The following is a 24,162-nucleotide window of genomic DNA, read 5'->3' on the forward strand; positions in this document are numbered from 1 at the left end:
CTAGAGCGTTAGCCACCTAGGTTGGCGCGAGATATCCGGAATTGAGGATGTAGTTCTGGCACTAGAGCGTTAGCCACCTAGGTTGGCGCGAGATATCCGGAATTGAGGATGTAGTTCTGGCATTCGAGCGGTGGGAAACGGTCGAGCAGTGAGCCGATGCGGTTCCACAAGGCGTGTCGGTTGCGGGGTGCGGCCCGTCGTATCAGGGTCTTGAGTTTGGCGAAGACCTGCTCGATTGGGTTGAGGTCGGGCGAATAGGGCGGCAAGAAGCGCAACTCGCCACCGACTTGCTCGATGGCGGTGCGGGCGGCCTTGCTCTTGTGGCTGCCGAGATTGTCGAGCACCACGATGTCGCCAGGCCTGAGGCTGGGCGCCAGGATCTGCTCGACATAGGCGGTGAAGCTGAGGCCGTTGATGGGGCCATCGAAGACCGCCGGTGCACTCATCCCGTCCCAACGCAGTGCAGCCAGGAAGGTCGAGGTCTTCCAGTGGCCGAAGGGGACGCGGGCGATCAATCGCTGACCGCGCTGGCAACGGCCATGCGTAGGCGTCATGTTGGTCTTGACCCAGGTCTCGTCGATGAAGACCAGGCGGCGCGGGTCAAGGCCGATCCGCTCCTCGATCCAGGCCGCACGCCGCGCCTGGACATCCGGCCGATCGAGCTCGGTCGCCGTCAGCGTCTTTTTTTGCGCGTGATCTTCTCGCGCTGAAAGAACCGCCGGATCGAGCCATAGCCCACCACGATGCCGCGCTCGGCCAGATCGTGCCGCAGGCTCTCGATCGAACAATCGGGCTGCGCCTCCAACAGCGCCAGAACCGCGGCCTTGTGCGCTGTCAACTTGGGCGGGCTCGGATTGCCCATCTTCTGCGGTGCCACGCTCCCGCTGCTGCGGTAGTCGCTCACCCAACGCACCGCCGTTCGGATCGCCACACCAAATCGAGCCGCCGCTGCCCGACGGCTCATGCCTTCCTCTTCAACCGCCCGAACAACACGCAGCCGAAGATCCTGCGACAAGGGTCCTGCCATTCATGCCGGCCTCCGATCCAGCACAAAGCTTGAATCACAGTTCACCCAAAATGGGAACTCCTCTCGAATCAGCCTTAGCGGCTAACGCTCTAGCCTTCAACCGCCCGAACAACACGCAGCCGAAGATCCTGCGACAAGGGTCCTGCCATTCATGCCGGCCTCCGATCCAGCACAAAGCTTGAATCACAGTTCACCCAAAATGGGAACTCCTCTCGAATCAGCCTTAGCGGCTAACGCTCTAGTCCACCGCGATCTGGTCAGGCTCGCTTCGCGCCAGCCGGGCCAGGGTCTCCACCGCCTCGCGCAGCACGTCCGGCGCCGGCGAGGCCAGGGCCAGCCGCACCCCGGCCGGCGCATGGCCGGGGCCGACGGCATAGGCCGGGCCGGGGGTCAGGGCGATGCCCTTGCGCGCGGCCGCGGCCGCGAAGGCCTCGGCCCGCCAGCCTTCCGGCAGGTCGAGCCAGAGGTGATAGGCGCGCGGATCGCCCCGGGTCTCAAGCCCGTCCAGCGCGGCGCGGGCGATCGCCTGGCGCGTGCGGGCATCCTCCCGCTTCTCCGCCACCAGCGCCGCCACCGTGCCGTCGGCCATCCAGCGCGACGCCGCCTCCAGCGCCAGACCCCCGGGGCTCCAGGGGCCGGAGCGGATCACCCCCACCATGCGCTCGACCAGCGCGCGCGGCGGCACCGCGAAGCCCAGGGTCAGCCCGGGCGCCAGGCGCTTGGACAGGCTGTCGACGACGACGGCATGGTCCGGCACCAGCGCCGCCAGCGGCGCCTCGTCGGCCAGGAAGCTGAACACCCGGTCCTCGATCGCGACCAGGTCGAGCCGCTGCAGGGTTGCAGCCAGATCCGCCCGCCGGCCCGACGGCATCGACAGGCCGAGCGGGTTGTGCAGCACCGGCTGCAGATAGACGCCGCGCAGCGGGGCGGCGTGGTGCGCCGCCTCCAGCGCGTCGGGCCGCAGCCCTTCGGCATCCATCGCGATCGGCACCAGGGCGATGCCCAACCGGATGGCGATGCCCTTGATCACCGGATAGGTCAGCGCCTCGACCCCGACCCGGCCGCCGACCGGCGCCAGCGCCGACAGCGCCGCCGCGATCGCCTGCCGGCCATTGCCGGTGAACAGCACCCGCGCCGGCTCCGGCGCCCATCCGGCCTGCGCCAGGAAGGACGACGCCACCGCCCGCGCCGCCTGGGTGCCCGCCGCCGGCACTGCCCGCAAGGCCAGGCCCAGCGCGTCCGGCCGCATCAGCGCCTGCAGCCCCTGCGCCAGGGCGGCCGGCTGGCCGGGCAGGATCGGGAAGCTGGATTCGAGGTTGATCGGCGCCTGCCACGGCTCGGCCAGCACCGAGGCCGGCACGGTCGCCGCGGCGCGGACGAAGGTGCCGCGCCCGACCTCGCCCGACACCAGGCCGCGCCGGGTCAGCTCGGCATAGACCCGGGCGGCGGTGGAGGCGGCGATGCCGCGGCGATAGGCGAAGTCGCGCTGCGGCGGCAGCCGGTCGCCCGGCCGCAATTGCCCCGAGGCGATCTCACCGGCGACGGCATCGGCAATGGCGCGGAAATCGTCCAGCATGCTAAATTGCTCCGAGTGCAATACTCTGATTGCACCGACATCATGCTCGGATCAATCTCCGACTGCAATCCCGCAATTGCCGCTCCGGGGCGCAGTGCCCCGCCGGCCGCGGGCCATCAGGAGACCTCCCATGTCGACGCGCGTTGTCGAGCGCCGCGTTTCCCGCTCTGCCCTGTCCCGCCCCGTGGCCTTCGCCGGCTGGCGCCAGGTCTTCGGCCTGTGGCTGCGGCGCGCGCGAACCCGACGCCAGCTCGACGCGCTGAGCGACCACGAGCTGCGCGACCTCGGCCTCCACCGCGGCGACGCCCTGCGCGAGGCGGCAAAGCCGTTCTGGCGGGGCTGAGCCTCGCCCAGGTGCGGAACACGGCCCGGCAGGGTATGGTGGGCCGTAAGCCCCCTGCCCTGCCGGAGCCATGACGGACATCTCGGCCGATACCCTGCTGCAGACGGAGACCGTCGCGATCCGCGATGTCGCCTGCGGCGGTGCGTGCCGGCACCGCAGCGCCGAGGAATGCGCGGCGGCCACCCATCTGGTCTTCCCCTATCGCGGCGTGTTCGTCCGCCATCTCGGCAGCGACGATGCGGTGGGCGAGGCCAACCAGGTGCTGTTCTTCAACCCGGATGAGGGCTACCGGACCAGCCACCCGGTCGAGGGCGGCGATGCCTGCCTGGACGTGGTGGTCGACGACGCGCTGCTGCGCGAGCTGGCGCCGCCGGAGCTGCTGCGGCACGGCCCGGCGGCGGCGTTCCGCCCGCACCGGCTGCGGATCGACGCCCGCAGCCAGGCGCTGGTGGCGCTGCTGCGGCACAGCCTGAGGCGCGAGGCCGCCGAGACGCTGGAGGCCGAGACCCTGGCCCTGACCCTGGTGCGGCGCGCGATCGGCGAGCGCACCTCGCACCAGGCCGGAGCCAGCCGCGGCCTGCAGAAGCTGGTCGACCGGGCCAAGCTGGCGCTGTCCGGGGATTTGGCGCGGCGGTGGACCCTGGCCGAGATCGCGGCCGAGGTCGGCGTCTCCCCGGTCTACCTGACCCAGGTGTTCCGGCAGGTCGAGGGCCTGCCGCTGTATCGCTACCAGCTGCGGCTGCGGCTGGCGCGGGCGCTGGACCTGCTGGGCCGCTACGACGACCTGACCGCCCTCGGCCTCGACCTCGGTTTCTCCAGCCACAGCCATTTCAGCGCCGCCTTCCGCCAGGCCTATGGCCGCACCCCGGCGGAGTTCCAGCGCTCGGTCCATCTGCGCTGAGTGGTTCTTGTTCAATACCGGCGGCCTTTGAGAGCGACTCGCTTTTTTCGTCATGGCGAGGAGCGAAGCGACGTGGCCATCCAGGGGCCGGTGCGAGCCGCCCTGGATGGCCACGCCCCTCCGGGGCTCGCCATGACGGATCTGTGGTCCGGGCCGTCGCTGCAAGTCCCTAAAGAATCCGACAGCGGGCCGGCCGCCCGAAATGGTCCCCTTCCCTGGCCCGGATGCCGGGCGGAGAAGGAGAGCCCCCATGAGCGAGAGAACCTGCGCGGCCTGCGACTGCGAGCTGGACGCCGAGACCATCAAGGTGACGATCGGCGGCCAGACGGTGGAGGTGTGCTGCGAGGATTGCGCCCGGGCGCTGCGCGAGGCCGACGCCTCGACCGCAGGCGGGGAGTGACCGATGCAGCCCCTGTCGCTGACCGCGGCGAAGCCGCAAAGAGGCTCCGGCCTCGTCCCGCTTATGACGCGCCTGGCCGGGCTGTGGCTGCGCCGGTCCCGCACCCGCCCGCGTCTGTGGACGTTGAGCGACCACGAGCTGCGCGACCTCGGCCTGGAACGCTGCGCCGCCGACCGCGAGTCGCTGAAGCCGTTCTGGCGGGGGTGAGAAGGATCGCGCAGAAGCAAAAGAGTCCCCCCTCCCGCAAGGGGAGGGAGGACTAGATAAGAAAGCTCCCCGCTCACTCCGTCGGGGCCTGCGCGGCCGCCGCCGGCCTCATCGCCTCGGCCGGCAGCACCACGACCGGCGCCGCGCCCGGGCCGCCCGCCCCGCCGGCGAGCTGGACGCCGGGGACCGCGCCGGTCCAGTTCTTGGTCGCCTCGGCCCGCAGGATCTCGGCATAGGCCTGGGCCGAGCCGGCCGCCTTGGCCTTGGTCGAGATCACCTCGGCCTCGGCCGCGCCGACCTCGCGCTTGGCGCCTGCCTCGGCCTCGGCGCGCTTGGAGACGTCGTAGGCCGCGGCGTCGGCCGCCAGGCGCACCGACTGGGCCTGCGCCTCGGCCTGGGCGATGGCGACGCGCTTCTGGCCGTCCGCGGTCGCCGCGGCGGCGTCGGCCTCGCCCTTGGCGACGGCGACGGCCTGCTCGGCCTCCGTCTGCTTCACCTTGAGGATGTTGATCGCCGCGAGCTGCTGGTTGCGGGTCTGCACCGTGACCTGGATGTTCCGCTCGAAATTCTCGTCATACTTGATCTGGGTGATCTGGATGTCCTCGACCTTGACGCCGAACATGTCGGCGGCCTGGGCCTGGATGGCGGTCAGGATCGAGTTCTCCAGCCCCTTCTTCTTGTCGGCGATCTCCAGCGCGTTGACCTGGCCGAACACGTCGAGCGTGCGGCTCTGCACGAAGGGGATCACCTTCTCGCTGACCGTGCCGCCGCCCATGTCGCCGACCTGGAACAGCGCCTTGAGCGGGTCGGAGAAATGGTAGGTCAGGCTCATGTCGATCGACACGAACTGGTTGTCGATCGTCTTCACATGGATTTCCGGGATCGGGATCTTCTCGATCGAGGTGCGGATGGTGTGGACCGAGTCGACGACCGGCAGCTTGAAGTGCAGGCCCGGCTGTACCGGCTGGTCGCTGACCAGCCGGCCGAAGCGCAGCACCGCGCCGACCTCGTTCTGGTTGACCGTGAAATAGGACGACATCACCAGGATGACCGCGACCGCCAGCACGACGACCAGGGTGACGTTCGACCTGAGTTTCGCGAGCAGGGGATTCATGGCAGCTCCGGTGTCCGGACGCCGCCGCTCCGGCCCGTTGCGGTCGGATGCCGCAGCGGCGCCCGGCCGGGAGACTAGGAGCCGCACTGGGACAAAATCATGGCGGCCGCATGAATTCCCATGTCGGCCCCGGTGCGGGATCGGGGCGGACACGAAAAGGGCCCCGCCTCAGCCCGAGGCGGGGCCCGATCGGCGACGGGCGGTCAGCGTTCGACCGTCAGCCAGCGGCTGAGATGGTTGTCCAGGATGTTGTCCTGCCACCCCTTCACCGCCGGCGAGAGCATGCGCTTGCTGGTGTAGACATAGATCGGGATGATCGGCTGGTCGGCCAGGAACATCTGCTCGCCCTTGGCCAGGATCTGGCCGCGCTTGCCGAGATCGGCCTCCGCCGCCGCATCGTCCATCAGCTTGTCGTAGCCAGGCTCGGCATAGCCCGGATAGTTCTGCTCACCGGCCGTGCTGCGGAACAGGTCGAGGAAGTTGCTGGGGTCGTCGAAATCGCCGATCCAGGAGGTGCGGCTGAAGTCCTTGTACTCCTTCTTCCGCAGCGAGCTCTGCAGCGTGCCCCATTCGACGTTGGTCTGCGTGACCTCGACCCCGAGCTTCTGCTTCCACATGGCGCCGATGGCGACGGCGATCTTCTTGTGGCTTTCCGAGGTGTTGTAGGTGATGTCGACCGCCAGCGGCTTGTCCGGGCCGTAGCCGGCCTTGGCGAACAGCTCCTTGGCCTCGGCGTCGCGCTGGGCCTGGGTCTCCCCCGCCTCCTTCGGCGTCCAGGCCGCGAAGTTGCTCATCCCCGGCGGCACGAAGGTGTAGGCCGGCAGCTCCCCGCCCTGGGTGATCTTGTTCACCAGCACGTCGCGGTCGATCGCCAGCGACAGGGCGCGGCGCAGCTCCGGATGGCTCTTCCAGGGCTCGTGCGTCAGGTTGATCGCATAGTAGTAGGTGCCGACATAGGGCGCGATCCGCACCTGGTCCGGCACGGTCTGCTTCAGCTCGGGGATCTGCTGGCCCGGGATGGTGTAGGTGTAGTCCAGCTCGCCCGCCTTGAAGCGCTGCAGCTCGGCGTCGACATCCTCGGTCACGAAGTAGCGGACGGTGTCGATCTTGACGTTCGGGGCATCGTGGAAGCTGGGGTTCTTCACCAGCTTCACATGCGACTGCGGCACCGCCTCGGCCAGCATGTAGGCGCCGTTCGACACCAGATTGCCCGGCTTGAGGTAGTCGTCGCCGAACTTCTCGACATTGGCGCGGCTGAGCGGGAAGGTCGAATGGTGGGTCAGGGTCGACAGGAAATACGGCGTCGGCCCGACCAGCGAGACCTCGAAGGTGCGGTCGTCGACCGCCTTGACCCCGAGCGTGTCGGCCGGCTTCTGGCCCAGGCGGATCTCCCTGGCGTTGACCACCCGGTCGATGAAATAGCCGTAGGGGCTGGCGGTCTTGGGGTCCAGCAGACGCTTCCAGGCGAAGACGAAGTCGCCCGCCGTGACCGGCGTGCCGTCGGACCATTTGCCGTCGGCGCGAAGCTTGAAGGTGTAGGTCTTGCCGTCGTCGGAGACGGTCCAGCTTTCCGCCGCGCCCGGCACCGGCTGCGCCTTGGCGTCCTGGGTCAGCAGGCCCTCGAACAGGTCGTTCTGGATGTTCGCCTCGGCGACGCCGGACGATTTCTGGATGTCGAGCGTCTCCGGCTCCGAGCTGTTGCCGACATTCAGCACCATCTCGGCCAGCGCGGCCGACGCCGTCCCGCCCAGCAGCGCCGCCGCCAGCAGGCTGCGGACGAGAACCCTGGAGAAGCCTTGCATCATCGTTTATGTCCCCTGTTGGACCGACGCCTTTTTCGGGCGCCAAGGCTATGGCCTAGACCACTCCCTCGTCCCTGCCAAAAAGAAAGAAGGTCTTAACCTGGGGTCATGATCCGCCCGCCCGCGCGGGGCGCCGATTGCGGCCCCGCCCCGCCTGGGCTAACCAGGGCGGACCAAGGAGGAAGGTTCAAAAGACATGACCGACAGCCCCGCCGGCGCCCTGGCCGGCCTCAAGGTGCTCGACCTGACCCGCGTGCTGGCCGGCCCCAGCGCCACCCAGATCCTGGGCGACCTCGGCGCCGACGTGGTCAAGGTGGAGCGGCCGGGCGTCGGCGACGACACGCGGAAATGGGGCCCGCCCTTCCTCAAGGACGCCGACGGCGCCGATACGACCGAGAGCGCCTACTATCTCAGCGCCAACCGCAACAAGCGGTCGATCGCCATCGACTTCACCCAGGAAGATGGCCGCGTGCTGCTGCGCCGGCTGGTGGCGCAGGCCGATGTGCTGGTCGAGAACTACAAGCTGGGCGACCTCGCCCGCTACGGCTTCGGCTATGACGACCTGAAGGACGAGTTCCCGGGGCTGATCTACTGCTCGATCACCGGCTTCGGCCAGACCGGGCCCTACGCCCCGCGCGCCGGCTACGACTACCTAGTCCAGGCCATGGGCGGGATCATGAGCCTGACCGGCCCGATCGACGGCGAGCCGATGAAGGTCGGCGTCGCCATCGCCGACCTGATGACCGGCACCTACGCCACGGTCGGCATCCTCGCCGCCCTCGACCACCGCCGCCGCACCGGGCGCGGTCAGATGGTCGACATGGCGCTGCTGGACACCCAGGTGGCCTGGCTGTCCAACGCCGGCCAGTACTACCTGACCTCCGGCGTGCCGACGCCGCGCACCGGCAACGGCCACCCGACCATCGTGCCCTACCAGGCGTTCCGCGCGTCGGACGAGTACCTGATCCTGGCGGTCGGCAACGATTCCCAGTTCGCCAAGTTCTGCGAGGTCGCCGGCCGGCCCGACCTGCCGGCCGACCCGCGCTTCGCCACCAACCAGGCCCGGGTGCGCAACCGCGAGGTGCTGGTGCCGATCATCGCCGGGCTGATTGCCGAGAAGCCGCGCGGCCACTGGCTCGAGGCGCTGGAGGCCCGGCAGGTGCCCTGCGGCCCGATCAACACCATCGACCAGGTCTTCACCGACCCGCAGGTCGTGGCCCGCGGCATGCGGATCGAGATGGCGCATCCGCTGGCGCCGGACCCGGTCGCCCTCATCGGCAGCCCGATCCGGCTGTCGGAGACGCCGGTCACCTATCGCCATGCCCCGCCGGTGTGCGGCGCCGATGGCGACGCGGTGCTGCGCGACTGGCTCGGCGAACCGGAATCCGGTTTCGGGCGTTAATAAGGGGAACTGAGCCTGGCGTCACCGCCGGCGAGGTGCACGCACCCGCGATCGGGACGCGTCGCGCCAATGGTCCTGCCGTGGCTGGCGCCGACAGAACGGAGCAGAGACATGGTCAAGACTGTCCATGCGGCGTCCGCCGCCACCCTGGCTGCGTTGCTGGTCGCAGCGCCGGCCATGGCCCAGACCGTCATCGTGCCGTCCCCGGCCCCGACGGTGGTCACGCCCGCGCCGGCGCCCACCGTCGTGCAACCGGCACCGGTGGTCGTCGCCCCGCGGCCGGCGCCCGTGATCGCCGAGCCGACGACGGCCTATCCGATCGACCCGAACACCCGGGTGCAGCAGCCCTATGTCTTGCGGGGCGGGGTGCAGCCCTACAATCCGCCGGTGACGGCGATGCCGGGCGGGCCGGCCCCGGCCGATCCGCGCGAATACGCCACCGACACGCCGATCACCGTGACCGGCCATGTCGACGGCGTCACCCGTCTGGGCGGCATCACCTCGTTCCGGCTGCAGACCCCGACCGAGGCCTGGACCGTGGTGGTGCCGTCCGGCGAGACCGGCGCCATCGGCCGCTCGGCGACCGTGACCGGCTATCCGCATGTCGAGGTGCGGAACCAACTGCTGGCGCAGAGCGTCTCGACCCGCTGAGGCGGGGCGCCCGGCCCGGGAAACGGACAAAAAGAACCCCGGCGTCGAGGCCCGACGCCGGGGTTTCATGAACGATCGCTGGAAGGGGGAGAGAAGCGATCAGTTCACGGGGTTGGACGACGGCGCGGCCGTCGTCGAGCTCTTCCGGTGGGCATGCTTCTTGGCATGCTTCGCGGTATGCGCACGATGGTGCGCAGTGTGATGGGTCGCCTTGTGGGCGGTCGCCGCCGGCGCGGCGGTGGTGGTGTCCGCCGTGCCCGAGGTCTGGGCGAAAGCCGCGACGGGCAAGGCCAGGGTCATGATGCCGGCGAGAAGAAGTTTACGCATAGTCGAGCGCTCCCGGGAGCCGTGTCTTAACGGCACATCCGACAGTGCCGCACGGCCAAAGAAGGCCATGAATCGGGGTGCCGCGGCATCTTAACTCTTGGTAAGGCGCCTGAACTCTTCGTAAACTTGCAGCCTCGGCTGCATTGCCTCGGCCCGACCTTGCGATGCCGGTTGCGGCGTCGCCGCGGTCGACAGGCCGCCCGTCCCTTCCCTATCGTCCGCAGGCGGGCCGCAGCGCCGCTCCGGCCGCCGCCGCCGACCACGAAGGGGCCGATCATGACCAGCTTCGATTCCGACATTCTGAGCCTGCATCACGCCGCCGACCTGACCCGGCGCGGCTTCGCCATGACCTCGCTGATCGCCGGCTTCGCGCTGGCCACCCGGCCGGTCTCGGCCGCGGCCATCACCACCGACACCGAGGGGCTGGAGGCCGGCGAGGTGCAGGTGCCGGTCAAGGACGGCACGGTTCCGGCCTATCGCGCCAGGCCGAAGGCCGGCGGCCCGGCGCCGGTAATCCTGGTGGTGCAGGAGATCTTCGGCGTGCACGAGCACATCAAGGACATCTGCCGCCGCCTGGCCAAGATCGGCTATTACGCGATCGCGACCGAGCTCTATGCCCGGCAGGGCGACGCCAGCAAGATCAGCGACATCAACCAGCTGATCTCGACCATCGTCTCGAAGGTGCCGGACGCGCAGGTCATGTCCGACCTCGACGCCACCGCCGCCTTCGCCGCCGCCGACGGGGGCGACGCCGCCCGGCTGGGCATCACCGGCTTCTGCTGGGGCGGCCGCATCGTCTGGCTGTATGCCGAGCACAACCCGAAGCTGAAGGCCGGCGTCGCCTGGTACGGCAAGCTGGTGGGCGACCCGACGCCGCTGCAGCCGAGGAACCCGATCGACCTGGTGGCCGACCTGCACGCCCCGGTGCTGGGCCTGTATGGCGGCGCCGACACCGGCATCCCGGTCGAGACCGTCCGCCGCATGGAAAGCGTAGCCAAGGCGGCGGGCAAGACGGTGGAGATGGTGGTCTATCCGGACACGCCGCACGCCTTCAACGCCGACTACCGGCCGAGCTATCGCCAGGGCCCGGCCGAGGATGGCTGGAAGCGGCTGCAGGCCTGGTTCCGCGCGCATGGGCTCTGACCCGTCCGCACGGGTGCGACGGCTCGGCGACCGCCGGGCCTTCGCATATTCCTTTATCGAAATTCGATAAACACTTATTGACCATCGATAAGAGTCGACGCATAGTGGCTTGGTGATTCGACTGGGGTGAGTCCTGTCCATGAACCGCGTCGCGCGCCTCAGCAGCGTGCTCCGTCTGACTGTCACGGCCCTGGCCTGGCTCATCCTGCTGGCGACGATCCCGTTCCTGATCTGGGTCGTCCTGTACGGCAAGGCCGACCTGTCGGACGGTGTCAACGCCCCGGTATCGTCGCTGCCGCTGCTGCCGGTGGTGCTGTTCGTGGCGCTGTACGCGCTGCGGTCGCTGCTGATGGTGGTGGCGCTGTTCTCGCTGCGCCGGATCCTGATCCATTTCGGGCACGGCCAGTTCTTCACCCGGAATTGCGTCATCGTTTTCCGGCAGATCGGCCTGCAGCTGGTCATGCTGGCGACGGTCGACGTGCTGACCCCGGTCATCACCGCCCTGGCGCTGTGGCTCACCGAGCCGCGCTTCGACGCGTCGGATATCTGGATCCTGTTGACCGATCTCCCTTTCATGCCGTTGGTGGGAGGCCTGTTCGCCCTGATCATGGCCCATGTCCTCGGACAGGCCGCCGATCTGGCCGAAGATGCAGCCCTGACGGTATAGCCGGATGCCCATCATCGTGCGCCTCGACGTCGTTCTGGCACAGCGGAAGATGAGCTTGACGGACCTGTCCAACGCGGTCGGTGTCAGCATCCCCAACCTGTCGATCCTGAAGACCGGCAAGGCGCGCGCGATCCGGTTTTCCACCCTGATGGCGCTGTGCCGGCATCTGGAGTGCCAGCCCGGCGACCTGCTGGAATATGTGCCGGGCCCGGGGGATGACGCCCCCGAGCCGCCCGACTAGAACCGCCCCGCCCGCGGGCGGATTTTCCGACACCTACCCGACGATCGACCGAGCGAGGATCCGATGATTTCCCGCAGCGCCTGTGCCTTGCCTGCCGCCGCCCTTCTCGCCTTCGGGCTGCCGCACGGCTCCGCCGGCGCCGAGCCCGGCACCGGCCTCGCCGGCTCCAGCTTCATCGTCGGCCTCGGCGCTGGCGCCGGCTTCGCCCCGACCTATGAGGGATCGAAGCGCTATGAGTTCGTGCCGGTGCCCGCGGTCAGCCTGTCCTGGAACGACACGCTGGTGATCGACAACACCACCGCCCGGCTGACGGTGATCCGCACGCCCTGGCTGCAGGCCGGCCCGCTGGCCGCCTGGCGCCCGGGACGCCAGCAGGACGACGACCACCGGCTGAAGGGCCTGGGCGATGTCGACGACGCCTTCGACCTCGGCGGCTTCGCCCGGATCGGCTTCGGCGGCTGGTCGGCCTCGGTTTCGGCCCGGCAGGACGTGATCGACAGCGGCGGCGCGCTGGTCAATCTCGAGACCGGATACCAGCTGCCGCTGTCCGAGGCCCTCAGCCTGTCCGTCGGCGCCGACGCGACCTGGGCCAGCGACGACTACATGTCGGCCAATTTCGGCGTCACCCGCCAGCAGGCCCGGCGCAGCAAGTACGACGCGTTCGACGCCGGGGCCGGCTTCAAGAATGCCGGCCTGTCGCTGGGCGCCAGCTACGCCCTGAACGAGCGCTGGTCGCTGAACGCCGTCACCGGCTACGAGCGCCTGCTGGGCGACGCCGCACGCAGCCCGATCGTGAAGCAGGGCGGCACGGCGGACCAGGCCTACGGCTTCGTCACCGTCACCTATCGCTTCGGCCTGTAGCGCCGAGGCTCAGCAAGGGAGTCCGGATGCGATGATCCTTCGAGCCTGCCTTGTCCTCCTGCACCGCCTGGCCCGGCTGACCGGCCGCGACCGGCGCCAGGTCCGGATCGTGCGCCTGCTGCCGCACGGCGCCCCGCCGCGCCGCCGGCCCGCGCCACTGCGGGTGGCCCATGATTCGCGGCGTTCCGGCGCGTCCGGATGGGCCGGGCGAGGCCCGAAATGACAGCCGCCATGCTCTGGCTCGGCGGCGTCCTGCTGTTCGCCGAACCCTATCTCTGGGTCGGCACCGTGCTCTGGCTCGGCGGCATCCTGCTGTTCGCCGCGCCCTATCTCTGGGCCTGGGCGCTGTGCCTGGTCGCCCGCGACCCGCCCGGTGCGACCGAGCGGCCGGGCCCGCCGCCGCGACAGAAATGATACGATGGGCGCATCGACGCCGTTTGCCTTGAAGCAGATGAAGGACAGGACATGGTAATCCGCGCTCGCCGCCGACCGGCCCGCTGGCTGGTCCTGGCCGCGGCCGTCACCCTCGCCGGCTGCGGCGTCGTCGCCGCGCCGTTCCGCGTCACCGGCGCCGTGGTCAAGGCCGTGCCGGTGGTCGGCCACCCGGTCGCCGCCCCGCTGGACGCCACCGGCGACGCCATCGACTGACGGCATGGCCGGACGGATCGCCGGGCAGCCATCCCGGCGATCCGGGTTCCGCCGGTCGTCCCGACCCGCTATGGTCGGCGCCCCTCTCTGCAGCGCCGCCGATGACCGACGACGACCCTTCGACCGCCGCGTCCGGAAGCATCTTCCGCCACCGCGGCTTCGCCTATTACTGGACCGCCCGGCTGATCGCGACCTTCGCGGTGCAGTTCATCAGCGTCGCGGTCGGCTGGCAGGTCTATGACCTGACCCGCGACCCGTTCGACCTCGGCCTGGTCGGTCTGGTGCAGTTCCTGCCCTCGCTGGCGCTGGTGCTGGTCACCGGCGCCGCGGCCGACCGCTACAACCGGCGCCGCATCATGGCGGTCTGCATCGGCGCAGAGATCGTGTGCGCCCTCGGGCTGCTGGCCCTGACCGTCGGCGGCGACCACCGGGTCTGGCCGATCTTCGTGGTCCTGGCCGGCTTCGGCATCGCCCGTGCCTTCCTCGGCCCCGCGGTGCAGTCGCTGCTGCCCAACCTGGTGCCGCCGGAGGAGCTGTCGACCGCGATCGCCTGGAACTCCTCCTCCTGGCAGATCGCCACCATCAGCGGCCCGGTGATCGGCGGCCTGCTGTACGGCCTGGCGGCTGAGGTGCCCTATGCCCTGGCCGCGGCGCTGATGGCGGCCTCGATCGGCCTCGTGGCGCTGATCCCGAAGCCGGCGCAGAAGACGGTGCCGGAGCCGGCGAGCTGGGAGAGCCTGGGCGCCGGCTTCCGCTATATCTGGGGCGAGAAGGTGGTGCTGGGCGCGATCTCGCTCGACCTCTTCGCCGTGCTGCTGGGCGGCGCCACGGCGCTCTTGCCGGCCTATGCCCGCGACATCCTCGATGTCGGGCCCTGGGGCCTGGGTCTGCTGCGGGCCGGCCCCGGCATCGGCGCGCTGGTGGTGGCGATCTGGCTGGCCCGCCGGCCGATCGAGGACCAGGCCGGGCTGATCATGTTCGCCTGCGTCGCCGGCTTCGGCGCCTTCACCTGCGTCTTCGGCGCCTCCACCCTGCCCTGGCTGTCGATCGTGGCGCTGGCCCTGATGGGCGCCTTCGACATGGTCAGCGTCTATATCCGCGAGACCTTGATCCAGCTGTGGACGCCGGATTCGCTGCGCGGCCGGGTGAACGCGGTGAACATGGTCTTCGTCGGCGCCTCGAACGAGCTCGGCGAGTTCCGCTCCGGCATCTCGGCCTCGCTGATCGGCGTGGTGCCGGCGGTGGTGGTCGGCGGCCTGGGCACCGTGGCGGTGGCCGGGCTGTGGTCGGCCTGGTTCCCACAGCTGCGCCGCATCCGCCACCTGAACCACGCCGCCTGACGCCGACATCACCGTTCCCCCGGCCGGGAAAATCGCCATGATGGAGCCGGCGCAGGAACGGATTCGCTCATGTCCTCATTCGACCCGACCTCGATCTGGGCGGTCGCCGCCGCGGCGGTGCTGGGCTATCTGCTCGGCTCGATCCCGTTCGGCCTGGTGCTGACCAGGGCCGCCGGGCTGGGCGACATCCGCAGCATCGGCTCCGGCAACATCGGCGCCACCAATGTGCTGCGCACCGGCCATAAGGGCCTGGCCCTGGCGACACTGCTGCTGGATGGCGGCAAGGGCGCGATCGCGGTGCTGGTCGCCGGCCTGTTCGACCCGATGCTGGCCGTGATCGCCGGCGGCGGCGCCATGCTGGGCCACATCTTCCCGGTCTGGCTCGGCTTCAAGGGCGGCAAGGGCGTGGCCACGGCGCTGGGCACGCTGCTGGCGATCATGTGGCCGGTCGGCGTGCTGTGCTGCCTGGTCTGGCTCGCGATGGCCGCCCTGTTCCGCTATTCCTCCCTCGCCGCGCTGGCGGCGATCGCCGCGGCGCCGGTGCTGGCCTGGGCCCTGTCGGGCACGACCATCCTCGGCGCGGTCTGGACCGACCTGCCGCGCGCGGCCCTGGCCCTGTTCATCGCCGTGCTGGTGTTCCTCCGCCATGACGGCAACATCCGCCGCCTGCTGCGCGGCGAGGAGCCGAAGATCGGCCAGAAGAAGGCCGCGGCGGGCTGAGATCCTCACCCGGACGCCTCCTTTCCTGTCATTGCCGGGCTTGACCCGGCAATCCAGGGACACGCGGAGCGGCTCTTGAAAGCCCTGGATCCTCGGGTCAAGCCCGAGGATGACAGTTTTAGAGAGGCGTGTTCGCTGCGGGCCCAAATGCCGATTGACCCGGCCGCCACCCTGCCCCGAAGCTGGCAGGATGACGACGTCCCGGCGCCCCTTGAGCGAAGCCGAACGGCTGGACTGGCTTCGCCTGGCCCGGACCGACGCCGTCGGGCCGATCACCTTCCATGACCTGATCGCCCGCTACGGCACCGCCGGCGCCGCGATCGCGGCGCTGCCCGAGCTGTCGCGCCGGGGCGGAAGGCGGGTCGAGCTGAAGCCGCCTTCCGTCGCCGAGGCGAAGCGCGAGCTGGACGCGCTGGCCCGGATCGGCGGCCGCCTCGTCGCCGCCTGCGAGCCGGACTATCCCGGCCTCCTGGCGATGATCGAGGACGCGCCGCCGGTGCTGTCGCTGCTGGGCCGCGGCGACCTCGCGGCCCGGCCGATGGTCGGCATCGTCGGCGCCCGCAACGCCTCGCTGAACGGCCGCCGCTTCGCCCATGGCATGGCGCGGCAGCTGGGCGAGGCCGGCTTCACCGTCGTCTCCGGCTTCGCCCGCGGCATCGACACCGCGGCGCATGAGGGGGCCTTCGCCACCGGCACGCTGGCGGTGCTGGCCGGCGGCATCGACATCGTCTACCCGCCGGAGAATGCCGGGCTGTACGACCGCCTGGCCGAATCCGGGCTGGTAGTGGCGGAATGCGCGCTCGGCACCCAGCCGACCGCCCGCCACTTCCCGCGCCGCAACCGCCTGATCTCCGGTCTGTCGCTGGGCGTGGTGGTGGTCGAGGCGGCGCTGCGCTCCGGCTCGCTGATCACCGCCCGCATGGCCGCCGAGCAGGGCCGGCAGGTGCTGGCGGTGCCGGGATCGCCGCTCGACCCCCGCGCCCAGGGCTGCAACCGGCTGATCCGCGGCGGCGCCACCCTGGTCGAATCGGCCGAGCATGTGATCGAGGCGCTGGCGCCGCAGATCTCCAGCCCGCTGCTGCGCGAGCCGCCGGCGCCGGCGCCGCGCCCCTCCTCCATCCTCGTGCCGGAGGGCGCCGACGGGGCCGGAACCGACCGCGCCCAGGCCACGGCCCGGGTGCTGGAGCTGCTGTCGCCGACACCGACGGCGGTTGACGAACTGTTGCGCGATTGCCAATTGTCTCCGCCGGTGGTGCTGACCGTGCTGCTGGAGCTCGAACTCGCCGGCCGGATCGAGCGCCAGCCCGGCAATCGGATCAGCCTGCTCTGACTTGCCGTTATGGGTGAGTCCGTTTCCTGGCGCCGCCACCCGGCGACGCCGCTGTCGTGAATTGAGTGTGGCGCTTTGGCAGACCAGACCCTCGTCATCGTCGAGTCGCCCGCGAAGGCCAAGACGATCAACAAGTATCTCGGCCGCGACTATACGGTGCTGGCCAGCTTCGGCCATGTCCGCGACCTGCCGGCCAAGGACGGCTCGGTCCGGCCCGAGGAAGACTTCGCCATGGACTGGGAGCTGGCCGATCGCGGCAAGTCCCGCATGGACGAGATCGCCCGCGCCGCCAAGGACGCCAACCGCGTGCTGCTGGCCACCGACCCGGATCGCGAGGGCGAGGCCATCTCCTGGCATGTGCAGCAGCTGCTGCGCGACCGCCGCGGACTGAAGGACCTGGAGATCCGCCGGGTCACCTTCAACGAGATCACCAAATCGGCCATCCTCGACGCCGTCGCCAACCCGCGCGACCTGGACCGCGAGCTGATCGAGGCCTACCTGGCCCGCCGCGCGCTGGACTATCTGGTGGGATTCACCCTGTCGCCGGTCTTGTGGCGCAAGCTGCCGGGCTCCCGCTCCGCCGGCCGCGTCCAGTCGGTGGCGCTGCGGCTGGTCTGCGAGCGCGAGCTGGAGATCGAGCGGTTCCGGCCGCGCGAGTTCTGGAGCATCGAGGCGGTGTTCCGCACGCCGAAGGGCGACGAGTTCACCGCCCGGCTGACCCATCTCAACGGCCGCAAGCTCGACAAGTTCGACCTGCCGGACGAGGCCTCGGCCCGGGCCGCGGTGGCGGCGATCGACCCGCTGGCCTTCGCCGTCGTCTCGGTCGAGACCAAGCAGGTGCGGCGCCACCCGGCCCCGCCCTTCACCACCTCGACCCTGCAGCAGGAGGCGTCGCGCAAGCTGGGCATGAGCGCGACCCAGACCATGCGCACCGCCCAGCGCCTGTACGAAGGCGTCGACATCGGCGGCGAGACGGTCGGCCTGATCACCTATATGCGGACCGACGGCCTGACCCTGGCCGGCGAGGCCATCGCCCAGGCCCGCCAGGCGATCGGCAATCTCTACGGCCCGAATTACGTCCCGTCCGCGCCGCGGGTCTACAAATCGACCGCCAAGAACGCGCAGGAAGCGCATGAGGCGATCCGCCCGACCGACCTGCGCCGCCGGCCGGAGGACGTGTCCCGCTTCCTGTCGCGCGAGGAGCTGCGGCTGTACGAGCTGGTGTGGAAGCGCACCATGGCCTGCCAGATGGAATCGGCGGTGCTGGACCAGGCCATCGTCGACGTCACCGATGCCCGCCAGACCGCGGTGTTCCGCGCCGTCGGCACGGTCATCCGCTTCGACGGCTTCCTCAAGGTCTACCAGGAGGACCGCGACGACCCCGCCGCCCCGGGCGAGGATGCGGATGAGAGCCAGCGCCGCCTGCCGGCCATGGCCAAGGGCGACGCGGTCGAGCGCCGCAAGACGGTGCCCGAGCAGCACTTCACCCAGCCGCCGCCGCGCTTCACCGAGGCCAGCCTGGTGAAGCGGATGGAGGAGCTGGGCATCGGCCGCCCCTCCACCTATGCCTCGATCCTGCAGGTGCTGCAGGACCGGGAATATGTGCGGCTGGAGAAGAAGCGCTTCATCCCGGAGGACCGCGGCCGCATCGTCACCGCCTTCCTGGAGAACTTCTTCAAGCGCTACGTCGAGTACGACTTCACCGCCAAGCTGGAGGAGCAGCTCGACGACATCTCGGGCGGCAAGCTCGACTGGAAGCAGGTGCTGCGGGACTTCTGGGCCGCGTTCCACGCCGCGGTGGACGAGACCAAGGACCTCAAGATCGGCGACGTGATCTCGGCCCTGGACGAGGCGCTGTCCGACCACCTGTTCCCGCCGAAGGGCGACGGCACCGACCCGCGGCTGTGCCCGTCCTGCGCCAAGGGCCGGCTGGGGCTGAAGCTGGGCCGCACCGGCGCCTTCGTCGGCTGCTCGAACTATCCGGAATGCCGCTACACCCGGCCGCTGGGCGCGCCCGGCGAGGAGGGCAATGGCGAGGACTCGGCCCTGCCGCGTCTCCTGGGCGACGACCTGGAGACCGGCCTGCCGGTGTCGATCCGCAAGGGCCCCTACGGCATCTACGCCCAGCTCGGGCCCAAGGACGAGGCGGCGAAGGGCGAGAAGCCGAAGCGCGCCTCGCTGACCAAGTCGCAGGACCCGATGGCGATGACGCTGCAGGAGGCGCTGGCCCTGCTGTCGCTGCCGCGCGAGATCGGCCGCCACCCCGAATCGGGCGAGCCGATCCTGGCCGGCATCGGCCGCTTCGGGCCCTATCTGAAGCATGGCGAGCGCTACAAGAACCTGCCGCCGGACGAGGACGTGCTGAAGATCGGCATGAACCGCGCCGTCGATCTGCTGGCGGCCGACGCCGCCAAGGCCCGGCCCAGCGCCGAGCCGCTGCGCGAGGTCGGGGCGCATCCGGATGGCGGCGAGCCGATCAAGGTCTTCGCCGGCCGCTACGGCCCCTATGTCCGCCACGGCAAGGTCATGGCCTCGCTGCCCCGCGGCGTCGAGCCTGAGGCGGTGACGGTGGAGAAGGCGGTCGAATGGCTGGCCGCCAAGGCGGCGAAGGGCCCGGCCAAGGGTGGGCGCGGCCGCTCGGCGGCCAAGGCGGCGCCGAAGGCCGCCGCCAAGAAGGCCCCGGCGAAAAAGGCGACGGCGCGCAAAGGCAAGGCAGCCGAGTGAACGTATCCCCGCTCTCCCATGCCCATCCGAGTCCCCCCTCCCCTCGCGGGAGGGGGGTAGGGGGAGGGGGTTCGTGCCGCTCGAGCCGGCCTGAGTTCCGGCGATCCCGCCTGGACCGCGAGATCGGTCTCCGCCCATTCGCGCGCGGACGCGCGCAGACCCCTCCCCCTGCCCCCCTCTCGCAAGGGGAGGGGGGACTTGTTTGCTTTGACGGCCTGGTTGGAGTGCCCTCCACAGTGCCAGCGGTCCCCGCGCCATGACCGAACCGCCCACCCGGAAGCCCCCGGCCCGCAGGCCGATCAAGCGGAAGAAGGTCGTCAAGACCGTCGTCCCGGCCAAGACGCCGCTGGGCAAGGGCAAGAAGGCGGCCAAGCCGTTCCCGACGCGCGAGCAGATCGTCGAGTTCCTGAAGTCGCGCGACGACACGGTCGGCAAGCGCGAGATCGCCCGCGCCTTCCACATCACCGGCGACGACCGGGTGCGGCTGAAGGAGCTGCTGCAGGAGATGGCCGAGGACGGCCAGCTGGAGAAGCGCCGCGGCCGCCGCATGCGGGCGCCGGGCGCCGTCCTGCCGAATGTCGCCGTGCTGCGCATCGTCGCCATCGACTCGGATGGCGAGGCCCTGGCCCAGCCGACGCGCTGGGAGGAAGAGGAGCCGCCGCCGCGCATCGCCATGGTGGCCGAGGGCCGCGGCAAGGGCGCGCTGGCGGTCGGCGACCGGGTGCTGGCCCGGCTGCAGCAGGAAGAGGACGGCAGTTGGACCGGCCGCACCATGCGCCGGCTGGAGAACCAGGCCGACATCCGCGTGGTCGGCGTGTTCCGCCGCGGCCGCGACGGCCAAGGCCGGATCGTGCCGGCCGACAAGCGGGCGCGGGACACCTGGCCGGTGCGCGAGGGCGACACCGGCGGCGCCAAGGACGGCGAGCTGGTGGAGGCGCTGGTCGAGGCGTCCGACCGCCTCGGGCCGCGCCGCACTGTCATCTCCGCCCGCTATGGCGACGCCGAGGATCCGCGGTCGATCAGCCTGATCGCCATTCATGCCGCCGGCATCCCGACCGAGTTCCGGCCCAAGGCCCTGGCCCAGGCCGAGGCGGCAGAGCCCGCCGGGCTGGAGGGCCGGGTCGACCTGCGCCAGGTGCCGCTGGTCACCATCGACGGCGCCGATGCCCGCGACTTCGACGACGCGGTCTTCGCCGAGCCCGACCCCGACCATCCCGGCGGCTGGCACCTGATCGTGGCCATCGCCGACGTCGCCCATTATGTGCCGCCGGGGTCGCCCTTGGACCGCGACGCCTTCGAGCGCGGCAATTCCTGCTATTTCCCCGACCGCGTCGTGCCGATGCTGCCGGAGGCGCTGTCGAACGGGCTGTGCTCGCTGCGCCCCAACGAGGACCGCGCCTGCCTGGCCGCCGACCTGTGGATCGACGCCCAGGGCCGGCTGGTGCGCCACCGCTTCCGCCGCGGGCTGATGCGCTCCGCCGCCCGGCTGACCTATGAGCAAGTGCAGGCCGCCCGCAACGGCCAGCCGGACGAGCTGACCGGCCCGCTGCTGGAGCCGGTGATCGCCCCGCTCTACGGCGCCTATGAGGCCCTGCTGGCGGCGCGGGAGAAGCGCGGCACGCTGGAGCTGGACCTGCCGGAGCGCAAGGTCCAGCTGGACGAGGACGGGCGCGTCGCCTCGATCGGCGTCCGCGCGCGGCTCGACAGCCACAAGCTGATCGAGGAGTTCATGATCGCCGCCAATGTCGCGGCGGCCGAGACGCTGAGCGACCGGAACCTGCCGGCGCTGTACCGGGTGCACGACCAGCCGGACCGCGCCCGGGTCGCGGCGCTGAAGGAGTTCCTGGAGCCGCTGGGCTATTCCCTGTCGCTGGGCCAGGTGATGCGGCCGCGGGTGTTCGGCCAAATTCTGGAGCGCGCCGTCGGCCGGCCCGAGGAGCCGATGGTCAACGAGATGGTGCTGCGGTCGCAGGCCCAGGCCGTCTACAGCCCGGACAATCTCGGCCATTTCGGCCTGGCCCTGCCGCGCTACGCCCATTTCACCTCGCCGATCCGCCGCTATGCCGACCTGACCGTGCATCGCGGGTTGGTGCGGCTGCTGCATCTCGGCAACGACGGCGCCCCCGACGACGAGCTGGCACGGCTGGACGAGATCGGCGAGCACATCTCGGTCACCGAGCGCCGCGCCGCCCAGGCCGAGCGCGACGCGGTCGACCGCTACATGGCGAGCTGGCTGGCCGACCGGATCGGCGCCATCCTGCCCGGCCGAATCGGCGGCGTCGCCAAGTTCGGCCTGTTCGTGAAGCTGGACGAGTCGGGCGCCGACGGGCTGGTGCCGATCTCGACCCTGCCCGACGACTATTACGACCATGACGAGGCGGCGCATGCCCTGGTCGGCCGGCGCTGGAACCGCGTGTTCCGGCTGGGCGCCCGCGTGCGGGTGCGGGTCACCGAGGCCGATGCCCTGACCGGCAGCACCGTCTTCGCCCTGGTCGACGCCGCCCAGGGCGCCGAGGTCGAGGGCCTGCCGCCGCTGGCGGGACCGGACCGCCGGGCCCCCTCCCGCGGGCGGCCGCGATTCGGCTCCGGACCCGGCCGGAAGCCAGGGCCCGGGCCGCGCCGCGGCTCTCGGCGTTGAACGCAGCCCTGCTGCGCTGCAATACCGCCTTTCTCCTGTCAAGCTCCTGGCCTAGAGTGACTGCGAGAAGATCCGGGCCGGAGTTCCATTAAGTGTTGTGTCAGAAGCGGTTGGCGGCGGTTGTTGCAGCGCTGCTGGTGCTTTCGGGCTGCCTTGCCTCCGCCCCGGACTCCCCGATCCCGCAGACCGAGGCGCAGGCCCGCGAGGCCGGCCATTTCGCCGACCCGTCGGTGTTCACCGTCGGCTTCGACCGCATCCAGGAAGTCTATCTGGTCAAGGAGGATTTCGGGAAGCTGGCGCTGGACGGGCTGAACGGCCTGTCCAAGCTCGATGACACGCTCAGCGTCCGCCGCGACGGCGGCCGGGTGCAGCTGATCCGCGCCGGCCACGTGGTCGGGGATTTCGATTCGCCCGCGCCCGATGCCTCCTATGACTGGGGCACGCTGGTCGCCTCCACCCTCGACTCGGCCTCGCTGGCCTCGGCGAAGGTCGCCACCGCCGGCAACGAGGCCGCGTACCAGGCGGTCTACGAGGCGCTGCTGTCGGACCTCGACCCCTATTCCCGCTACGTCAACCCGGACCGCGCCCGCGACGACCGCGCCCAGCGCGACGGCTATACCGGCGTCGGCATCGCGCTCAGCCAGGACGACAAGGGCCGGCCGGTGATCGGCGACGTGTTCCCGGACACGCCGGCCGCCCGCGCCAACCTGCTGAAGGGATCGCTGATCGTCGCCGTCGACGGGGTGTCGGTGGAGGACGCCAAGGTCGACGAGATCGCCGACCTGATGCGCGGCCCGGTCGGCACCAAGGTCGACCTGACCGTGCGCGAGCCCAAGGGCAACAGCCGCACCGCCACGATGACGCGCGAGAAGGTCATCGAGAACATGGTCCGCAGCGAGGTGCGCGACAGCGTCATCGTCGTCAAGCTGCTGCGCTACAACACCACCGCCGCCGCCGCCGTGCGCAACGCGGTGACCGGCCTGCTGCGCGGCCTGAACGGCAAGGCCCGCGGCGTCGTCCTCGACCTGCGCGGCAATCCGGGCGGCCTGCTGGACCAGTCGGTGGCGCTGGCCGACATGTTCATGGATCACGGCCCGATCGTGTCGACCCGCGGCCGCAACCCGGACAGCGACCAGAGCTTCTCGGCCCGCAACGGCGACATCTCCGGCCACCTGCCGCTCGCTGTGCTGGTCGACGGCCATTCCGCCTCGGCCGCCGAGATCACCGCCGCGGCGCTGCAGGACGCGGACCGGGCGATCCTGGTCGGCTCCACCTCCTTCGGCAAGGGCAGCGTCCAGACCGTGACCCGGCTGCCGAATGACGGCGAGCTGTTCCTGACCTGGAGCCGGATCTACGCGCCCTCCGGCTACACCTGGCATCGCCAGGGCATCCTGCCGACCGTCTGCACCAGCGGCAGCGGCACCGACGCCAAGGCGATGATCGACGCCTTCCGCGCCGGCCAGGCGCCGAGCATGAGCGATGCGATGGCGGAGCGCTTCCGCGCCCCGGACGACGAGACGGCGCTGCGCCGCGTGCGCTCCGCCTGCCCCTGGCAGGTGCATGACGCCGATCTCGACCTCCAGGTCGCGGTCGGACTGATCAGCGACCCTGCCCTCTACGCCCAGGCGCTGGGGTCGCAGGACCGCGGCACCGTCGCCGCCCGCGCGCAGTAGCGTCCTTCGGCGCGGCGCCGTGTCGGATCGCGCCGGTCCCGTTCGTCCTCCGGTGAGCCCAGGAGGTGAGCCATGGATGAACCGCCGGTGATCAAGACGCGGCGCAAGGGCCGGAGCGCGACCCAGAGCATGCTGATCCCCAGCGAGGCCATGGTGGCCGAGGCGCTGCGGGCCGCGCCGCCCGGCCGGCTGTCGGAGCTGGGGGCGCTGCGGCGGGCGCTGGCGGCGGCACATGGCGCCGATGCCTGCTGCCCGGTGACGGTGCAGCGGCACTTGGTGCGCCTCAGCCAGGACGGCAGCACCCCGGTCTGGCGCGTCGTCGACCCCGACCGGCCCTTCGCCCGGCGGATGGCCGGCGGGCCGGAGCGCATCCGCGACCGGCTGGCCGGCGAGCGCTGACCCGCCGCGCGCGGCGCCGGAAGATCGC

The 24,162-nt window shown here is 70.7% G+C and carries 24 protein-coding genes; 19 read left to right on the plus strand and 5 right to left on the minus strand.

All coding sequences use genetic code 11. From position 1 onward, the window contains the following. Positions 1 to 77: 77 nt before the first annotated feature. Both BWR60_RS19665 and BWR60_RS19670 read right to left on the minus strand, forming a co-directional pair. A protein-coding gene (locus BWR60_RS19665; RefSeq protein WP_179221845.1) for an IS630 family transposase occupies positions 78 to 1,027 on the minus strand; the annotation gives its coding sequence in 2 pieces (ribosomal slippage) (positions 78 to 692 and positions 695 to 1,027; 948 coding nt in all). Positions 1,028 to 1,265: 238 nt separating this feature from the next. Continuing rightward, the gene (locus BWR60_RS19670; protein WP_179221846.1) at positions 1,266 to 2,603 is read right to left on the minus strand and encodes a PLP-dependent aminotransferase family protein; all 1,338 of its coding nucleotides are present in this window, start codon (positions 2,601 to 2,603) and stop codon (positions 1,266 to 1,268) included. 130 nt (positions 2,604 to 2,733) lie between these two features. Here BWR60_RS19670 and BWR60_RS19675 point away from each other — a divergent pair, with 130 nt between their 5' ends. The 4 genes from BWR60_RS19675 (at position 2,734) to BWR60_RS37140 (ending at position 4,454) form a co-directional block, all read left to right on the plus strand. Then, complete coding sequence (locus BWR60_RS19675) at positions 2,734 to 2,946, plus strand: DUF1127 domain-containing protein (RefSeq protein WP_088152714.1); 213 nt, start codon at positions 2,734 to 2,736, stop codon at positions 2,944 to 2,946. Positions 2,947 to 3,016: 70 nt separating this feature from the next. After that, entirely contained in the window at positions 3,017 to 3,847 is an 831-nt protein-coding gene (locus BWR60_RS19680) for a helix-turn-helix transcriptional regulator (RefSeq protein ID WP_088152715.1), read from the plus strand. Positions 3,848 to 4,097: 250 nt separating this feature from the next. Next, positions 4,098 to 4,247 carry a hypothetical protein gene (locus BWR60_RS37135; RefSeq protein ID WP_179221847.1) on the plus strand — a complete coding sequence of 50 codons (150 nt, stop codon included), beginning with the start codon at positions 4,098 to 4,100 and terminating at the stop codon, positions 4,245 to 4,247. A gap of 3 nt (positions 4,248 to 4,250) precedes the next feature. Further along, a complete protein-coding gene (locus BWR60_RS37140; RefSeq protein WP_088152716.1) occupies positions 4,251 to 4,454 on the plus strand; it encodes a DUF1127 domain-containing protein in 204 nt (67 codons plus the stop codon). A 73-nt stretch (positions 4,455 to 4,527) separates the two neighbouring features. Here the strand turns inward: BWR60_RS37140 and BWR60_RS19690 are convergent, their stop codons facing one another. Next, positions 4,528 to 5,568 carry an SPFH domain-containing protein gene (locus tag BWR60_RS19690; protein ID WP_088152717.1) on the minus strand — a complete coding sequence of 347 codons (1,041 nt, stop codon included), beginning with the start codon at positions 5,566 to 5,568 and terminating at the stop codon, positions 4,528 to 4,530. A 203-nt stretch (positions 5,569 to 5,771) separates the two neighbouring features. After that, positions 5,772 to 7,373, minus strand: a complete 1,602-nt coding sequence (locus tag BWR60_RS19695) for a peptide ABC transporter substrate-binding protein (protein ID WP_088152718.1) — start codon at positions 7,371 to 7,373, stop codon at positions 5,772 to 5,774. Between the two features lie 193 nt (positions 7,374 to 7,566). On the opposite strand from BWR60_RS19695, the gene BWR60_RS19700 reads away from it, so the two are divergent. After that, positions 7,567 to 8,772, plus strand: a complete 1,206-nt coding sequence (locus tag BWR60_RS19700; RefSeq protein WP_088152719.1) for a CaiB/BaiF CoA transferase family protein — start codon at positions 7,567 to 7,569, stop codon at positions 8,770 to 8,772. Between the two features lie 111 nt (positions 8,773 to 8,883). Continuing rightward, positions 8,884 to 9,423 (plus strand): hypothetical protein, encoded by a 540-nt coding sequence (locus BWR60_RS19705; protein ID WP_088152720.1) that lies wholly within the window; start codon positions 8,884 to 8,886, stop codon positions 9,421 to 9,423. A gap of 99 nt (positions 9,424 to 9,522) precedes the next feature. On the opposite strand, the gene BWR60_RS19710 is transcribed toward BWR60_RS19705, so the two are convergent. Beyond that, positions 9,523 to 9,750, minus strand: a complete 228-nt coding sequence (locus BWR60_RS19710) for an acid-shock protein (protein WP_144445672.1) — start codon at positions 9,748 to 9,750, stop codon at positions 9,523 to 9,525. A 276-nt stretch (positions 9,751 to 10,026) separates the two neighbouring features. On the opposite strand from BWR60_RS19710, the gene BWR60_RS19715 reads away from it, so the two are divergent. The 13 genes from BWR60_RS19715 to BWR60_RS19780 all read left to right on the plus strand — a co-directional run bounded on the left by BWR60_RS19715 (position 10,027) and on the right by BWR60_RS19780 (position 24,134). Next, on the plus strand, positions 10,027 to 10,893 hold the full coding sequence (locus tag BWR60_RS19715) for a dienelactone hydrolase family protein (RefSeq protein WP_088152722.1): 867 nt from the start codon (positions 10,027 to 10,029) through the stop codon (positions 10,891 to 10,893). Positions 10,894 to 11,032: 139 nt separating this feature from the next. Then, positions 11,033 to 11,560 carry a DUF2975 domain-containing protein gene (locus BWR60_RS19720; RefSeq protein ID WP_088152723.1) on the plus strand — a complete coding sequence of 176 codons (528 nt, stop codon included), beginning with the start codon at positions 11,033 to 11,035 and terminating at the stop codon, positions 11,558 to 11,560. Between the two features lie 4 nt (positions 11,561 to 11,564). Then, complete coding sequence (locus BWR60_RS19725; RefSeq protein WP_034837186.1) at positions 11,565 to 11,801, plus strand: helix-turn-helix domain-containing protein; 237 nt, start codon at positions 11,565 to 11,567, stop codon at positions 11,799 to 11,801. A 63-nt stretch (positions 11,802 to 11,864) separates the two neighbouring features. Next, complete coding sequence (locus tag BWR60_RS19730) at positions 11,865 to 12,662, plus strand: MipA/OmpV family protein (protein ID WP_088152724.1); 798 nt, start codon at positions 11,865 to 11,867, stop codon at positions 12,660 to 12,662. A gap of 219 nt (positions 12,663 to 12,881) precedes the next feature. Then, positions 12,882 to 13,076, plus strand: a complete 195-nt coding sequence (locus BWR60_RS19740; RefSeq protein ID WP_144445673.1) for a hypothetical protein — start codon at positions 12,882 to 12,884, stop codon at positions 13,074 to 13,076. Positions 13,077 to 13,127: 51 nt separating this feature from the next. Continuing rightward, positions 13,128 to 13,310: a DUF6726 family protein gene (locus BWR60_RS19745; protein ID WP_034844099.1), complete on the plus strand. Its 183-nt coding sequence runs from the start codon at positions 13,128 to 13,130 to the stop codon at positions 13,308 to 13,310. A 101-nt stretch (positions 13,311 to 13,411) separates the two neighbouring features. Next, on the plus strand, positions 13,412 to 14,650 hold the full coding sequence (locus BWR60_RS19750; RefSeq protein WP_088152727.1) for an MFS transporter: 1,239 nt from the start codon (positions 13,412 to 13,414) through the stop codon (positions 14,648 to 14,650). Between the two features lie 69 nt (positions 14,651 to 14,719). Next, positions 14,720 to 15,370, plus strand: coding sequence for a glycerol-3-phosphate 1-O-acyltransferase PlsY (plsY, locus tag BWR60_RS19755; protein WP_088152728.1), 651 nt, complete (start codon positions 14,720 to 14,722; stop codon positions 15,368 to 15,370). A 190-nt stretch (positions 15,371 to 15,560) separates the two neighbouring features. Beyond that, positions 15,561 to 16,700 (plus strand): DNA-processing protein DprA, encoded by a 1,140-nt coding sequence (dprA, locus tag BWR60_RS19760; protein ID WP_088152729.1) that lies wholly within the window; start codon positions 15,561 to 15,563, stop codon positions 16,698 to 16,700. A gap of 75 nt (positions 16,701 to 16,775) precedes the next feature. Continuing rightward, on the plus strand, positions 16,776 to 19,424 hold the full coding sequence (topA, locus tag BWR60_RS19765) for a type I DNA topoisomerase (protein ID WP_230983109.1): 2,649 nt from the start codon (positions 16,776 to 16,778) through the stop codon (positions 19,422 to 19,424). Positions 19,425 to 19,680: 256 nt separating this feature from the next. After that, on the plus strand, positions 19,681 to 22,062 hold the full coding sequence (rnr, locus tag BWR60_RS19770; RefSeq protein WP_088152730.1) for a ribonuclease R: 2,382 nt from the start codon (positions 19,681 to 19,683) through the stop codon (positions 22,060 to 22,062). A gap of 110 nt (positions 22,063 to 22,172) precedes the next feature. Next, positions 22,173 to 23,735 (plus strand): S41 family peptidase, encoded by a 1,563-nt coding sequence (locus BWR60_RS19775; RefSeq protein ID WP_179221848.1) that lies wholly within the window; start codon positions 22,173 to 22,175, stop codon positions 23,733 to 23,735. A 72-nt stretch (positions 23,736 to 23,807) separates the two neighbouring features. Further along, on the plus strand, positions 23,808 to 24,134 hold the full coding sequence (locus BWR60_RS19780; RefSeq protein WP_088152732.1) for a hypothetical protein: 327 nt from the start codon (positions 23,808 to 23,810) through the stop codon (positions 24,132 to 24,134). Positions 24,135 to 24,162: the final 28 nt, after the last annotated feature.

The organism is Inquilinus limosus, from assembly GCF_002195995.1.
Taxonomy (GTDB): domain Bacteria; phylum Pseudomonadota; class Alphaproteobacteria; order DSM-16000; family Inquilinaceae; genus Inquilinus; species Inquilinus limosus_C.

Excerpts from the sequence above, each read along its gene's own strand:
- BWR60_RS19675 (WP_088152714.1), top strand. The coding sequence starts at position 2,734 with ATGTCGACGCGCGTTGTCGAGCGCCGCGTTTCCCGCTCTGCCCTGTCC.
- BWR60_RS19700 (WP_088152719.1), top strand. The coding sequence starts at position 7,567 with ATGACCGACAGCCCCGCCGGCGCCCTGGCCGGCCTCAAGGTGCTCGAC.
- BWR60_RS19680 (WP_088152715.1), top strand. The coding sequence starts at position 3,017 with ATGACGGACATCTCGGCCGATACCCTGCTGCAGACGGAGACCGTCGCG.
- BWR60_RS37140 (WP_088152716.1), top strand. The coding sequence starts at position 4,251 with ATGCAGCCCCTGTCGCTGACCGCGGCGAAGCCGCAAAGAGGCTCCGGC.
- plsY (WP_088152728.1), top strand. The coding sequence starts at position 14,720 with ATGTCCTCATTCGACCCGACCTCGATCTGGGCGGTCGCCGCCGCGGCG.
- dprA (WP_088152729.1), top strand. The coding sequence starts at position 15,561 with ATGACGACGTCCCGGCGCCCCTTGAGCGAAGCCGAACGGCTGGACTGG.
- BWR60_RS19720 (WP_088152723.1), top strand. The coding sequence starts at position 11,033 with ATGAACCGCGTCGCGCGCCTCAGCAGCGTGCTCCGTCTGACTGTCACG.
- BWR60_RS19750 (WP_088152727.1), top strand. The coding sequence starts at position 13,412 with ATGACCGACGACGACCCTTCGACCGCCGCGTCCGGAAGCATCTTCCGC.
- BWR60_RS19690 (WP_088152717.1), bottom strand. The coding sequence starts at position 5,568 with ATGAATCCCCTGCTCGCGAAACTCAGGTCGAACGTCACCCTGGTCGTC.
- BWR60_RS19780 (WP_088152732.1), top strand. The coding sequence starts at position 23,808 with ATGGATGAACCGCCGGTGATCAAGACGCGGCGCAAGGGCCGGAGCGCG.
- rnr (WP_088152730.1), top strand. The coding sequence starts at position 19,681 with ATGACCGAACCGCCCACCCGGAAGCCCCCGGCCCGCAGGCCGATCAAG.
- BWR60_RS19705 (WP_088152720.1), top strand. The coding sequence starts at position 8,884 with ATGGTCAAGACTGTCCATGCGGCGTCCGCCGCCACCCTGGCTGCGTTG.
- BWR60_RS19670 (WP_179221846.1), bottom strand. The coding sequence starts at position 2,603 with ATGCTGGACGATTTCCGCGCCATTGCCGATGCCGTCGCCGGTGAGATC.
- BWR60_RS19740 (WP_144445673.1), top strand. The coding sequence starts at position 12,882 with ATGACAGCCGCCATGCTCTGGCTCGGCGGCGTCCTGCTGTTCGCCGAA.
- BWR60_RS19710 (WP_144445672.1), bottom strand. The coding sequence starts at position 9,750 with ATGCGTAAACTTCTTCTCGCCGGCATCATGACCCTGGCCTTGCCCGTC.
- BWR60_RS37135 (WP_179221847.1), top strand. The coding sequence starts at position 4,098 with ATGAGCGAGAGAACCTGCGCGGCCTGCGACTGCGAGCTGGACGCCGAG.
- BWR60_RS19730 (WP_088152724.1), top strand. The coding sequence starts at position 11,865 with ATGATTTCCCGCAGCGCCTGTGCCTTGCCTGCCGCCGCCCTTCTCGCC.
- BWR60_RS19745 (WP_034844099.1), top strand. The coding sequence starts at position 13,128 with ATGGTAATCCGCGCTCGCCGCCGACCGGCCCGCTGGCTGGTCCTGGCC.
- BWR60_RS19695 (WP_088152718.1), bottom strand. The coding sequence starts at position 7,373 with ATGATGCAAGGCTTCTCCAGGGTTCTCGTCCGCAGCCTGCTGGCGGCG.
- BWR60_RS19725 (WP_034837186.1), top strand. The coding sequence starts at position 11,565 with ATGCCCATCATCGTGCGCCTCGACGTCGTTCTGGCACAGCGGAAGATG.
- BWR60_RS19715 (WP_088152722.1), top strand. The coding sequence starts at position 10,027 with ATGACCAGCTTCGATTCCGACATTCTGAGCCTGCATCACGCCGCCGAC.